Here is a 13,076-nt window from a genome sequence, read left to right as displayed (position 1 = left end):
CATAGAGCGGCATTTTTAAAATTGCTGAGATGAGAAACGGAGGAAATACGATGGACTTGACTATGATTTTGTTATTGGTGCAAATGTTTTTCGGGATTGTTATTGGTCTGTATTTCTGGAACCTCCTGCGGAGCCAGAAAACGAACCGTAGTGCGGTGGATCGGGAATCCCGCAAGGAATTGGATAAGCTACGCAAATTGCGTTCTATTTCACTTACCAAGCCGTTGGCTGAACGCACACGTCCTGCCACATTACAGGATATCGTGGGTCAGAAGGATGGACTGCGCGCGCTCAAGGCTGCGTTATGTAGTGCGAATCCGCAGCATGTCATTATTTATGGCCCGCCGGGTGTAGGGAAGACAGCTGCTGCACGCGTTGTGCTGGAAGAGGCTAAGAAGAATCTGTCCTCTCCGTTCAAGGGAGACGCCAAATTCACGGAGATTGATGCTACGACGGCCCGCTTTGATGAGCGCGGTATTGCAGACCCGCTGATAGGTTCAGTGCATGATCCAATCTATCAAGGGGCAGGAGCGATGGGGGTAGCGGGTATCCCACAACCTAAACCCGGAGCTGTGACGAAGGCGCATGGGGGGATGCTGTTCATTGATGAGATTGGTGAGCTGCATCCAACGCAGATGAATAAACTCTTGAAAGTACTGGAGGATCGCAAGGTATTTTTGGAGAGTGCGTATTACAACTCGGAAGATTCGAATACTCCTGCTTATATCCACGATATTTTCCAAAACGGTTTGCCAGCCGATTTTCGTTTGGTGGGTGCGACGACCCGTTCGCCGCATGAACTGCCACCTGCGATTCGCTCCCGGTGCATGGAGATTTATTTCCGTGCCTTGCAGCCACAGGAGATTGCTCGTATTGCAGAGGATGCCGTCCACAAGCTAGGCTTTGGCCCTTGTCCTGAGGCGGTAGAAGTTGTACAGCGTTACGCAACGAACGGTCGGGAGGCGGTCAATATGATCCAGCTGGCTGCTGGTTTGGCACTTACCGAGAAAAGGGAATGTCTCAATGCTTCCGACGTCGAATGGGTAGCGGGCAGTAGTCAAATTCAACCGCGTCCTGACCGAAAAATACCAGGCTTGCCGCAAATCGGATTTGTTAACGGATTAGCTGTATATGGCCCGAACATGGGGATGCTGCTTGAAATTGAAGTTACAGCAGTTCCGGTTCCTGAGGGAAAGGGCAGCTATAATATTACGGGGGTTGTGGATGAGGAAGAAATCGGAGGCGGGTCCCGTACACTGCGCCGTAAGAGCATGGCTAAAGGTTCTGTAGAAAATGTTCTAACCGTTTTGCGTACGCTCGGATTGTCTCCGTCGAATTACGATTTGCATATCAATTTCCCTGGGGGTACGCCGGTAGATGGCCCGTCCGCAGGAATTGCGATGGCAACAGCCATTGCTTCCGCGATGCGGGGAATTCCGGTGGATCATGAAATTGCAATGACTGGCGAAATTAGCATCCATGGTCGTGTCAAACCGATTGGTGGTGTATTAGCCAAGGTTGAAGCCGCTTTTCAGGCAGGAGCCAAAAAAGTGATCATTCCGCAGGACAACTGGCAAGCTCTTTTTGACAGCATTGAGGGTTTAAAGGTGATTCCCGTACAGTCGGTTACCGAAGTGTTCCGACATGTGTTCGGGGAAGAGATAACGTCGGATTCGCCTGTACATGCGCCAATTGAGACTTTTCGCCCATCCCAATCTTCCTTGTTACAGGCTGATGGAACGCATAACGGGACGATATCAGATACAGGATCTTGCTGATGAACCACCCTTTCATTGGTTTTTTCATAAAACATTTGATAAAATATGAAAGATAACAACTTGAGGATTGTAAAATCCGGAACCTGAGAATCACTGGAGGTGCGAAAGCGATGGGACCCACCAAGACAAAAGGTCGTCGTTTTCCTTTGCTGCCTTTAAGAGGGCTTCTGGTCTACCCGAGTATGGTTCTGCATCTCGATGTGGGCCGGGAAAAATCGGTCAAGGCTTTGGAAAAAGCGATGGTTGAAGACAATTTGATTCTCCTGTGTTCTCAATCAGAAGTAAATATTGAAGAACCTACACAAGAGGACATCTTTCGAGTCGGCACGGTAGCCAAGGTACGCCAGATGCTCAAACTTCCTAATGGAACCATTCGAGTATTGGTGGAAGGGCTGGAACGGGCCGAGATTATTCAATATACGGACAATGAAGAATATTACGAGGTAATGGCGAAGGAGCTGCACGAGGCAGAAAACGTACAGCCTGAGACGGATGCGCTAATGCGCACTGTATTAACTCAGTTCGAGCATTATATCAACTTGTCCAAAAAGGTAACACCGGAGACTCTCGCTGCGGTATCGGATATTGAGGAGCCGGGACGGCTAGCAGACGTAATCACAAGTCATTTGACGCTCAAAATTAAGGAAAAGCAGGATATACTGGAGACGATCGACGTTACTCAGCGTCTGGAGAAGCTTCTGGATATTTTGAACAATGAGCGTGAAGTACTGGAGCTGGAACGTAAAATCAACCAGCGTGTGAAGAAGCAGATGGAAAAGACGCAGAAGGAGTATTATCTGCGTGAACAAATGAAGGCAATTCAGAAGGAACTTGGCGAGAAGGAAGGTCGCGCGGGAGAAGTTGAAGAACTGCGCAACCAGCTAAGTGAACTGGAGTTGCCTGTTCCGGTGAAGGAGAAGGTCGAAAAGGAAATCGATCGTCTGGAAAAAATGCCGGCAAGCTCTGCCGAGGGTGGCGTCATCCGTAATTATGTGGATTGGTTGTTAAGCTTGCCATGGAACAAGTTTACCGATGATGATCTGGATATCGTCAAAGCTGAAGAGGTACTTAATAACGACCACTACGGATTGGATAAACCCAAGGAGCGTGTATTGGAGTATTTGGCTGTACGCAAGCTGGTGAAGACCATTAAGGGACCGATTCTGTGTCTCGTGGGTCCGCCAGGGGTCGGCAAGACCTCGTTGGCCCGTTCGATTGCCAAATCCATGGGTCGGGAATTTGTCCGCATCTCTCTCGGAGGTGTGCGGGATGAAGCGGAAATCCGCGGTCACCGTCGGACTTATGTTGGTGCGATGCCGGGGCGGATCATTCAGGGGATGAAGACCGCAGGAACGTCTAATCCAGTATTTTTGCTGGATGAGATTGATAAAATGGCTTCCGATTTTCGAGGAGATCCATCGGCGGCATTGCTCGAAGTGCTTGATCCTGAACAAAACAATACGTTCAGTGACCATTTTGTTGAGCTGCCGTTTGACCTGTCCAATGTGATGTTTGTAACGACAGCCAATGCTGCACACAACATCCCGCGTCCGCTAATGGACCGCATGGAGACGCTCTATATTCCTGGCTACACCGAACTGGAGAAGCTGGAAATCGCCAATCGGTACCTATTGCCCAAGCAGAAGAGAGAGCATGGCTTGGACGAGGAACAACTGGTTATCGGGGAGGATACGCTACTGCGTGTCATTCGCGAATATACGCGTGAATCCGGTGTGCGGAATCTTGAGCAGCAAATGGCTTCTCTGTGCCGCAAGGCGGCGAAGTCCGTTGTATCTGGTGGCGAAGGACCAATTCAAATCACACCGGATAATCTGAAGGATTATCTGGGTATCGCTAAATTCCGTTACGGTGTTGCAGAACTGGAGGATCAGATCGGTACGGTTACAGGCTTGGCATGGACAGAGGTCGGTGGTGAAACACTGATGATTGAAGTGACGGTCGTACCTGGTAGTGGTAAACTGATTCTTACGGGTAAACTGGGAGACGTTATGAAGGAATCTGCACAGGCGGCATTCAGCTACACCCGTTCCAAAGCAGTTGATCTGGGCATTGAACTAGACTTTTATGAGAAAAATGATATCCACATTCATATTCCTGAGGGTGCGATTCCGAAGGATGGTCCATCTGCGGGAATTACTATTGCTACCGCGTTAATTTCAGCTTTGACCAACCGTCATGTATCCAAGGATGTGGCTATGACGGGCGAAATTACTCTGCGCGGCCGTGTATTGCCGATTGGTGGTTTAAAAGAGAAGTCGCTGGCTGCCCACCGGGCAGGCTACAAAAAAATTCTGCTTCCCAAAGATAATGAACGGGATTTAAAGGATATTCCCGACAGTATCCGGCAGGATGTTGAATTTGTCCCCGTTGCCCATATGGATCAGGTGCTAAAGCATGCTTTGGTTGAGCAGGCAAGGGTACATTAGAGAGGAATTAAGGACACAATGAAAGTAACAAAAGCAGAATTTATAATAAGTGCGGTTGGTCCCGATCAGTTTCCTGTGGACGCTTTGCCAGAGATTGCTCTGGCGGGGCGCTCCAATGTAGGAAAGTCTTCATTGATTAATCGGTTGATTAACCGTAAAAATTTGGCGCGTACCAGTTCTACGCCAGGTAAAACCCAGCAACTCAATTATTACCGGATTAATGATGATCTCTATTTTGTCGATTTTCCCGGTTACGGTTACGCCAAGGTATCCAAAACGTCCCGCAAGGCTTGGGGGCAGATGATTGAGTCTTATTTGCTGGAGCGTGAGCCACTCAAACTGGTGCTTCAAATGGTAGATTTGCGCCATCCGCCGTCCAAGGACGATATCATGATGTATGATTGGCTACGTCATAACGGGCTTCCCGTATGTGTTGTAGGCACGAAGGCAGATAAAATCCCTAAAACGCGGCGAGAAAAGCATTACAAGGTAATCAAGCAGGAACTCGGAATACTTCCCGGGGGATTGTTTATCCCCTTTTCATCCGAAGAAGGTATGGGCAAGGAAGAGCTGTGGTCTGTCATCTCCAGCTATATAGAGAATGACGAAGAAGAGCAGACGGAATTGTAAGGCTAGGGACGTCCTTGAGGACGTCCTTTTTTCATGGTTCGGGCTTCAAAAAAATAAACTTACTAAATAGGTGGGAATAATATATAATAACAAAAAGAACTCGTGGATTTTAAGCCGAAAAGTGAGTATATGGGGGATAATGCAGTCTCAACCCCATCATTTTGCGTTTATTTCCGATGTATGGCGGGAATTTATGATTTGATGTGCAAGAAAAGCACTTTAGGTCTGATGTATAATAAATTTAAAGCTTAAACTTATAGGTTCAGGAAAGAATTGAGGAGATGGGTATGGCTCAGCGGTTAGCCACAGAGTATGTTAAAACCACTTTGACCTTGTCGGAAACCCAAATGGACGAATTTTTGCGGGCAGTGGATGATCCCCAGGTGCATTACTATATTAAAGTTCTAGATAACGGAAGACAGGAAATCGTTCTGGAGCATAGTGCGGGTGAGGAAGTTCATTTGTTTTTTGAAGCCAAAGAGGGAGCGTTTGTGTGTGAATTGACTTGTCGCTTAATTCATCCGCAACTAACCCTGTTTATACGCAAACTTTTTGTTCGTTTTAAGGGCGAAGGCATCGTTTACCGAATGTATCAAGGATTCACTATGGTGTATTTTTATAATGAAGGTACGGTTCGTAAAATTATGGAGAAGAATGCCGGAGGCTCCAGGCTGGTATTCGAATATAAAAATACGGTGCAGGAATTGCAACAGCTTTTTCAGCATCAGAACGTCGAAAATGAAATATCTGACGTATATCATCTCATTAATTCGTTGCTTGACCAGCGGAATTTGGCGCGTACTTTCTCGGAGTTGGAACAGATTGACCACAAGCTTCGAATGAGTTGCTCAAAATTATTTGCACTGGAAGCTTAATAAGGCATGAATATATGGAATGAATCGTTATGCCGTGTAGTCCCTTTCTTTACCGAAATAGGCTTTTTTATTCTTAAAAAATGATTGCATTTGCTGCACATAGATGTTATTTTTAATCTCGTTGAAAATGAAATGTAGGAACCAGGATTCACTCAGGACATTGAATGTTGCGAGAGGTTATTCCCTCGGGAAGTGAATGACGTAGGTCCTAGCGGATGAAATTTTTCCAAACATTTTATTCCTAGGAAGGGGGAACCGAAAGATGGAATTGGAGTACTCAACTTTCGGAAGACACGTTGCCGTAGATACTTGGGGTGTTGAGTTTGAATTACTGAATGATGCGCAGTTTTTGGAGGCTCAATTAGTTGAAGCAGCTGAAGCTTGCGGAGCAACGGTGATGTCCGTTCAATCCAAGCAGTTCGAACCACAGGGAGCTACCGTGCTTGTACTGTTGTCGGAGAGTCATCTCTCTATTCATACGTATCCTGAGAGAGGGTTTGCCGCTATTGATTGTTATACTTGCGGTGAGACTGTCGATCCGCAGCTGGCTATTGATTACCTGGTATCCGTTCTAAAACCGAAAAAAACATATGCGAAAAAGCTGATTCGCGGCTTGGGAGAACTTCAGGTGGAATCACCAGAGTGCAAGCTGGCTGAGTTAGTGTAAATCGTTTTTTATGGAGCCGTTTGTGCGTCCTATATTATAGCCATGGAACATTTCCGTGGTTATTTGTTTTAAAAGTGGTCTACACTAAATCAAATCATACAGAACGTGCTGGTTTCATGAAAGCTATTCAATTTTCATAAACAATTCATAAAACAGCCGGAGGAGATTCGGACTTCTGTGATATAATTAACATAGTTTATGATAACAGTGGTTATTCTTATTACAGTTTAGGCAGGTGAATTTGCAATGCACATCGTCGTTGTTGGGTTGAATTATCGTACGGCGCCTGTGGAAGTCAGAGAGCGTTTTACATTTGCAGAACAAGATTTGCCAAAAGCGCTGGAGCAACTCAAACTTACCAAAAGTGTGTTGGAGGGCGTAGTTGTCGCAACCTGCAATCGGACTGAAATATATGTTGTAGTGGACCGCCTTCACATGTGCGGCTATTTTATACGCAGTTTTATGGAGCAATGGTTTGGCATTCCGCGTGATCAATTTACACAACATTTATATATATATGAGGACGAGCAGGCGATTCGGCATTTGTTCCGTGTGACTTGTGGTCTTGATTCTATGGTAATCGGAGAAACACAAATTTTGGGACAGGTAAAGAACGCTTTTCTTCAGGCTCAATCCCAGAAAATTACGGCAACGTGGTTTAATATGTTGTTTAAGCAGGCCGTCACATTGGGCAAGCGTGCCCATTCAGAGACATCTATTGGAGAAAGTGCCGTATCTGTCAGCTATGCAGCAGTTGAGCTAGGCAAACGGATTTTCGGGATGTTTACCGATAAAAAGGTACTGATTCTCGGTGCTGGTAAAATGAGTGAACTTACGGTTAAGCATTTGTACAGCGGCGGAGCAGCCGAGGTTATTGTAGCCAACCGAACCTTGTCCCGTGCGGAAGACCTTGCCTCCAAGTTCCATGGAACGCCGGTTACGATGGAGGAAGGCATGAATCGGTTGGCGGACGTGGATATTGTTATTAGCTCGACAGGTGCCCAGGGGTATATTCTGGATCGGGCTCGGGTTGAAGCAAGTATGAAACGTCGACAGTCCCGTCCTTTGTTTATGATTGATATTGCGGTTCCGCGTGATCTCGACCCGGCTATTGGTGAATTACAGAATGTTTTCCTGTACGATATTGATGATCTGGAAGGGATCGTGGAGAGCAATTTGGAAATGCGCCGTACCGAAGCTACAAAAATCGAGCATATGATCGAAGATGAGCTTAGCGAGTTTTATCAATGGTTGAAAACGATGGGAGTGCGTCCGGTGATTCGTGCATTACAGGAAAAAGCGGAGTCTGTACATCAGGATACGTTGGAAAGCTTGTTCAATAAGCTTCCCGAGCTGGATGAACGGCAACGCAAAGTGATTAGCCGTTTGACGAAGAGCATGCTGAACCAGATGATGCATGATCCGATCAATCGGGTAAAGGAACTGGCTGTCCAAAAACAGGGGAATGAGGCCCTAGACATGTTTAGCCACATTTTTGCTCTGGAGGATCGTTTGGATGACGCCGCTCAGAAAGTAGATAAAAGCGATGCATCTGCGTTAATAAAACCGGAAGCCGGTGTTCATGAAAAAACCGTTCAGGCTCAGGCTTTGCCAGCGTCGTTTGCGCCGGCCAGCCTGTAAAAGTGGGTGAACAGACGTGGCTTCAGGCATGCTTATATATGATTCAATGATTTATGTTTTTGCCCTGAGCCTTCTGTTTGTATTCTCGGATGGGATTCGTCGCAATGCGAATGCTAAACGGACAGGTACAGGGCTTCTTGTTGTCGTTCTGGTGCTCCAGCTTGCTTATATGGGGATAAGAACCTGGAATGAAGGGCACCTTCCTATTTTCGTGACCTACGATTTTCTATTTCTGTTTTCAGTTATTTTAGTGCTGATTTCTTTGATTTTGACACGTTATCAGCGTTCCGAATTTGCGGTATTGCTGCTTAATATTATTAGTTTTGCAGTGCTGGTGCTCAACAATATATGGATGGAGCCTCTCGACAATCCACTTGGAAATTGGCATACCGTGCATGGGCTGCTCCTGATTCATATTGCGCTGGCTAATCTTGGTTTTGTAGCGATGACGGTAGCAGCTGTATTTTCGGGGTTATATCTGTTTTTGCATCGTAAATTGAAAGTAAAGAAATGGAATGACACGATCAGACGCCTGCCGAGTCTGGAAATGATGGATCGGTATACGCATATGGCGCTGTTGATTGGTACTCCTTTGCTGGGAGTCTCTATTGTAGTTGCCGTTATTTCTATTATTGCTGAGGAACGCTGGCTTTTCTTGCTAGATACCAAGGTGCTGATGACAGCGATTGCCCTGTGTGTGTATATTATATTTTTAGTGAGCAAAAGATTGAATCAGCGTTCAGGGCTTGTGATGGCAAAGTGGGCATTGGTGGGCTACACGCTATTGATTCTTAATTTTTTGCTGAATTCCTGGTCTGTATTTCATCAGTGGACGGGAGAGTGAAAAGCCATTTGCAGCATTTTGTCCCGATTTCGTTGAATTGTAACAATAAGATCTGTTGTATTGTAGGCGGCGGCAGGATTGCGGAACGAAAGGTTAAGGGGATGATGGAAAGTGGGGCGTCCATTACCCTCATTAGCCCGAATATAACGCCGGATTTACAGGTCCTGGCCGATCACAAGCAGCTCCACTGGGTAAATCGCGTATATCGCGAGGGTGACCTCCAGGGAGCCTTTCTTGTATATGCCGCTACGAACCAGAGAGAAGTGAATAATAAGGTTGCGCATGAGGCCAGACAAAGGGGTATACTGGTAAATGTGGCGGATCGCTCGGAAGAGGGAGATTTTATAACGCCGGGCATCATCCGACGAGGGAGACTGACGATTAGTATCTCTACAGAAGGGGCAGGCCCCGCTGTGACCGCTGATATTACATCAGCCTTGGATACGTTGTTTGGTAGCGAATACGAGCCATATCTGGATTTCATGCACGATATGCGACAGATCATCAAACGTAAGATAAGTTCCCCACAGCAAAGGACTAAACTACTGAGGCGCTTGGCGAGTAGCGGAATTTTGGATCAAATACGCCGTCATGAATTTATGGCTTGGACCGAACAACAAATAGACCTGTGGATTGCGCAAAATCAGGAGGAATAACATGCGAACAATTGTGGTAGGCAGCAGACAGAGTGCGCTGGCGTTAACTCAGACCGGGCATGTCATTGAAGATTTGAACGCGCTATGCGCGGAGCATGGAATGGATTTGCAATTTGTCGTAAAGAAAATCCTGACCAAGGGTGATCGAATATTGGATGTAACCTTGTCCAAAGTGGGTGGCAAAGGGCTTTTTGTCAAAGAGATTGAACAGGCCATGCTGGCTGGTGAGATTGATATGGCAGTACATAGTATGAAGGATATGCCTTCCGAATTGCCGGAAGGGCTTGTCAACGGCGCTGTACCGCGTCGTGAGGATCCACGTGATTGCCTGATCACATTGGGCGCCGAGAGCCTGGAGGAATTGCCTCAAGGGGCAAAGGTGGGCACGAGTAGCCTGCGCAGAGCCAGTCAAATCAAGTCCATGCGACCTGATCTACAATTGGAGCCTGTGCGTGGGAATATTGATTCCCGTCTGAAAAAGCTGGAGACGGAAGGTTTTGACGCTATCATTTTGGCGGCAGCAGGTTTGCATCGGATGGGCTGGAAAGATCGAATTACATCCTATATACCGGAAGAAGACTGTTTGCCGGCGGTTGGGCAGGGAGCGCTGGGTATTGAATGTCGCGCGAGTGATGAAGAGCTATTGGCCTTGCTGCGCCTTTACAACGACCGGGATACCTCGGCTACCGTTGCGGCAGAACGAACCTTTTTGGGCGTGTTAAATGGGGGGTGCCAAGTGCCGATCGGGGCTCATGCCGTCTGGGCTGGTCAAGAAATCAGCCTTACGGGCATGGTAGGCTCGCCAGATGGCGAGGTTATTTTGAAGGAAACGCTCCAGGGAAATGATCCGCAAAAGCTGGGAGAAGCGGTGGCGGCCAGTTTGATAGCCAAAGGAGCAGAACAGATTCTGGCGCAGGTGAGGGGATGATAGCATGGCAGGAAAAGTATATTTGGTAGGTGCAGGACCCGGAGACGCAAGATTAATTACGGTCAAGGGTTGGGAATGCATTCAATTGGGCGATGTCATTGTGTACGACAGACTGGCAAGCCCGCGCCTTTTGGGATTGATGAAGCCAGAGGCCCAAAAAATATATGTTGGAAAGTTGCCAGATCGTCACACTATGAAGCAAGAGGAAATTAATCAGCTGTTGGTGGATTTGGCCTTGGAAGGAAAAACAGTTGTTCGTCTTAAAGGGGGAGACCCTACTATATTTGGACGAGTCGGCGAGGAAGCCGGGCTACTGCGTAAACATGGTATTTCCTATGAAATTATACCCGGCATCACATCAGCAATCAGTGTGCCCGCCTATGCGGGGATTCCAGTCACACACCGGGATATGGCCTCATCGCTATCTATCATTACAGGTCATGAAAGTCCGGATAAACTCGACAAAAGTATTCATTGGGATAAAGTGACGAACGCAACGGGCACACTGATCTTTATGATGGGTGTAGCAAAGATTGGCTATATCAGTGAACAGCTGATAAAACACGGCAAGCCATCAAATACTCCTGTTGCCTTGATCCGCTGGGGAACCCGTGCCGAGCAGGATACGCTGGTGGGTACGCTTGCGGATATTGAAGCTAAGGTGAAGGCTGCGAATTTTCAGCCTCCCGCCGTCATCGTTGTCGGAGAAGTGGTCAATCAACGTGAACAGTTAAAATGGGCTGAGGACATGCCTTTGTTTGGCAAGCGAATTTTGGTTACTCGCGCGCGTGCGCAGGCCAGCAGTCTGGTCCATCGGATAGAAGAGCTTGGTGGCGAGCCTTATGAATTTCCAGTTATTCAGACGGTCGCCCCTTCGGACGAGCCAACCAAACAGGAAATTAAAGAGGCATTTGCGCGACTGCCAGAATATGATTGGGTGTTTTTTACCAGCGTTAATGGAGTGGAATACTTTTTCACGCACTTAAAGGAACAGGGCAAGGACGTACGTATGCTGTTCAAAGCGCGTATTGCCGCAGTCGGACCGGCTACAGCAGCCGCGCTTCGGACGCACGGAATTGTGGCAGAACAGATCGAGGGCCCATTTCAGGCAGAGGGCTTGCTCGAAGGATTTGAGCAGGATTTGCAGGCAGGGCAGAACGTATTTCTCCCAAGAGGTGATCTAGCTCGGCCGTGGCTGCCAGAAAAGCTGAGGGAGATGGGACTTCATGTGACCGAGGCTGATTTGTATCAAACGGTGCTAGCAGCCAACACACAGGATGATGAACTTCTCAAGCTGCTTCAGGAGCGTGCCATTCATGCGATTACGTTTACCAGTTCCTCAACTGTAACCTTTTTCTTAGAAGCCCTCAGACAAATGGGGATCCATGATCCGGTGTCGCTGCTGGAGGGAGTTACGATTGCTGTGATAGGTCCTTTGACCGGTGAGACAGCTACCCAAGCCGGCTTGACTGTAAGTTTTATGTCAGAGAAGGCGACCATTGAAAGTCTGATCCAATCGTTGTGTGAGTGGAAACGTTCAAGTACTGTTATGACATTATAATTTTTTTGTTTTTACTAATGAATGTATAAAAAATGGAGGTTTGTAATCATGAGTGTTCCTTTTACCAGACATCGCCGTTTGCGCCAGTCGGCTGCAATCCGCAGTATGGTGCGTGAGACCGTATTGAATCCCACTGATTTTATCCAACCGATCTACGTAACATTTGGCACTGGGGTGAAACAGGAAATTAGCTCTATGCCAGGTGTATACCGTTTTTCTCTGGATCGGCTGGAGGAAGAACTGAAAGAGATTAGTGAGCTCGGCATTCCCGCTGTGCTCCTATTTGGCATCCCAGAAACCAAAGACAGCGTAGGGACTTCGGCTTTTGTGGACGATGGTATTGTTCAGGAAGCTACTCGTCTGATCAAGTCGCGTTATCCCGAACTGCTGGTTGTGGCTGACACTTGTTTGTGTGAGTTTACGGACCATGGACACTGCGGTATGGTGCACATGCATGAGCATGATGGTGAGGTATGCGGTGAGGTATTGAATGATGAATCTCTGGAGGTGCTGGTACGTACAGCTGTATCTCAGGCCAGAGCTGGTGCAGATATTATCGCGCCATCTAATATGATGGACGGTTTTGTACAGGCGATTCGGCAGGGGTTGGATCTAGAAGGCTTTTCACATATTCCAATTATGTCGTATTCCGTCAAATATGCGTCTGCTTTTTACGGTCCTTTCCGGGAGGCCGCAGATTCTGCGCCGCAGTTTGGTGACCGCAAATCCTATCAGATGGATCCTGCTAATGCACGTGAAGCATTGCGAGAAGCAGAATCTGATGTGCTGGAGGGGGCAGATATGCTGATGGTGAAGCCTTCCCTTTCTTATCTTGACGTAATGCGCACGATTAAGGATCAATTTGATCTGCCTATGGTGGCTTACAACGTTAGTGGTGAATATGCCATGGTCAAGGCAGCGGCTCTTCAAGGCTGGATTGATGAAAAAGCAATGGTGCTAGAGATTTTGACAAGTATGAAGCGTGCGGGTGCAGATATGATTATTACCTATTCGGCCAAGGATGCGGCAAGATGGTTGAAGCAATAAGT

Annotated in this window: 11 protein-coding genes; all 11 read left to right on the top strand. The window is 47.3% G+C overall.

Translation table 11 applies throughout. The features are described 5' to 3' along the window. Positions 1 to 50 precede the first annotated feature (50 nt). The 11 genes from lonB to hemB all read left to right on the top strand — a co-directional run bounded on the left by lonB (position 51) and on the right by hemB (position 13,074). Complete coding sequence (gene lonB, locus ACYCS5_RS08365) at positions 51 to 1,778, top strand: ATP-dependent protease LonB (protein WP_029518404.1); 1,728 nt, start codon at positions 51 to 53, stop codon at positions 1,776 to 1,778. Positions 1,779 to 1,888: 110 nt separating this feature from the next. Further along, the gene (gene lon / locus ACYCS5_RS08360; protein ID WP_023989969.1) at positions 1,889 to 4,225 is read left to right on the top strand and encodes an endopeptidase La; all 2,337 of its coding nucleotides are present in this window, start codon (positions 1,889 to 1,891) and stop codon (positions 4,223 to 4,225) included. Positions 4,226 to 4,243: 18 nt separating this feature from the next. Further along, positions 4,244 to 4,855 carry a ribosome biogenesis GTP-binding protein YihA/YsxC gene (gene yihA, locus ACYCS5_RS08355; protein ID WP_029518405.1) on the top strand — a complete coding sequence of 204 codons (612 nt, stop codon included), beginning with the start codon at positions 4,244 to 4,246 and terminating at the stop codon, positions 4,853 to 4,855. 287 nt (positions 4,856 to 5,142) lie between these two features. Beyond that, positions 5,143 to 5,730, top strand: coding sequence for a hypothetical protein (locus ACYCS5_RS08350; RefSeq protein WP_029518406.1), 588 nt, complete (start codon positions 5,143 to 5,145; stop codon positions 5,728 to 5,730). 268 nt (positions 5,731 to 5,998) lie between these two features. Further along, positions 5,999 to 6,397 (top strand): adenosylmethionine decarboxylase, encoded by a 399-nt coding sequence (speD, locus tag ACYCS5_RS08345; RefSeq protein ID WP_025365654.1) that lies wholly within the window; start codon positions 5,999 to 6,001, stop codon positions 6,395 to 6,397. A gap of 246 nt (positions 6,398 to 6,643) precedes the next feature. Next, positions 6,644 to 8,038, top strand: a complete 1,395-nt coding sequence (gene hemA / locus ACYCS5_RS08340; RefSeq protein ID WP_459760923.1) for a glutamyl-tRNA reductase — start codon at positions 6,644 to 6,646, stop codon at positions 8,036 to 8,038. 16 nt (positions 8,039 to 8,054) lie between these two features. Continuing rightward, positions 8,055 to 8,882, top strand: a complete 828-nt coding sequence (gene ccsA / locus ACYCS5_RS08335; protein ID WP_459760922.1) for a cytochrome c biogenesis protein CcsA — start codon at positions 8,055 to 8,057, stop codon at positions 8,880 to 8,882. Positions 8,883 to 8,890: 8 nt separating this feature from the next. Continuing rightward, positions 8,891 to 9,538 carry a precorrin-2 dehydrogenase/sirohydrochlorin ferrochelatase family protein gene (locus ACYCS5_RS08330; protein WP_069011260.1) on the top strand — a complete coding sequence of 216 codons (648 nt, stop codon included), beginning with the start codon at positions 8,891 to 8,893 and terminating at the stop codon, positions 9,536 to 9,538. Between the two features lies 1 nt (position 9,539). Next, the gene (gene hemC, locus ACYCS5_RS08325) at positions 9,540 to 10,466 is read left to right on the top strand and encodes a hydroxymethylbilane synthase (protein WP_029518410.1); all 927 of its coding nucleotides are present in this window, start codon (positions 9,540 to 9,542) and stop codon (positions 10,464 to 10,466) included. A 4-nt stretch (positions 10,467 to 10,470) separates the two neighbouring features. Then, positions 10,471 to 12,027 (top strand): uroporphyrinogen-III C-methyltransferase, encoded by a 1,557-nt coding sequence (cobA, locus tag ACYCS5_RS08320; protein ID WP_342425154.1) that lies wholly within the window; start codon positions 10,471 to 10,473, stop codon positions 12,025 to 12,027. Between the two features lie 48 nt (positions 12,028 to 12,075). Beyond that, positions 12,076 to 13,074 carry a porphobilinogen synthase gene (gene hemB / locus ACYCS5_RS08315; protein ID WP_069011262.1) on the top strand — a complete coding sequence of 333 codons (999 nt, stop codon included), beginning with the start codon at positions 12,076 to 12,078 and terminating at the stop codon, positions 13,072 to 13,074. The last annotated feature ends 2 nt before the right edge of the window (positions 13,075 to 13,076 follow it).

The organism is Paenibacillus sp. SEL3, assembly GCF_054602585.1.
This window is presented reverse-complemented; position numbering and strand designations above follow the sequence as displayed.

What these genes read in the sequence shown, in the direction of transcription:
- lonB (WP_029518404.1), top strand. Translation starts at nt 51, where the DNA reads ATGGACTTGACTATGATTTTGTTATTGGTGCAAATGTTTTTCGGGATT.
- lon (WP_023989969.1), top strand. Translation starts at nt 1,889, where the DNA reads ATGGGACCCACCAAGACAAAAGGTCGTCGTTTTCCTTTGCTGCCTTTA.
- yihA (WP_029518405.1), top strand. Translation starts at nt 4,244, where the DNA reads ATGAAAGTAACAAAAGCAGAATTTATAATAAGTGCGGTTGGTCCCGAT.
- ACYCS5_RS08350 (WP_029518406.1), top strand. Translation starts at nt 5,143, where the DNA reads ATGGCTCAGCGGTTAGCCACAGAGTATGTTAAAACCACTTTGACCTTG.
- hemA (WP_459760923.1), top strand. Translation starts at nt 6,644, where the DNA reads ATGCACATCGTCGTTGTTGGGTTGAATTATCGTACGGCGCCTGTGGAA.
- hemC (WP_029518410.1), top strand. Translation starts at nt 9,540, where the DNA reads ATGCGAACAATTGTGGTAGGCAGCAGACAGAGTGCGCTGGCGTTAACT.
- cobA (WP_342425154.1), top strand. Translation starts at nt 10,471, where the DNA reads ATGGCAGGAAAAGTATATTTGGTAGGTGCAGGACCCGGAGACGCAAGA.
- hemB (WP_069011262.1), top strand. Translation starts at nt 12,076, where the DNA reads ATGAGTGTTCCTTTTACCAGACATCGCCGTTTGCGCCAGTCGGCTGCA.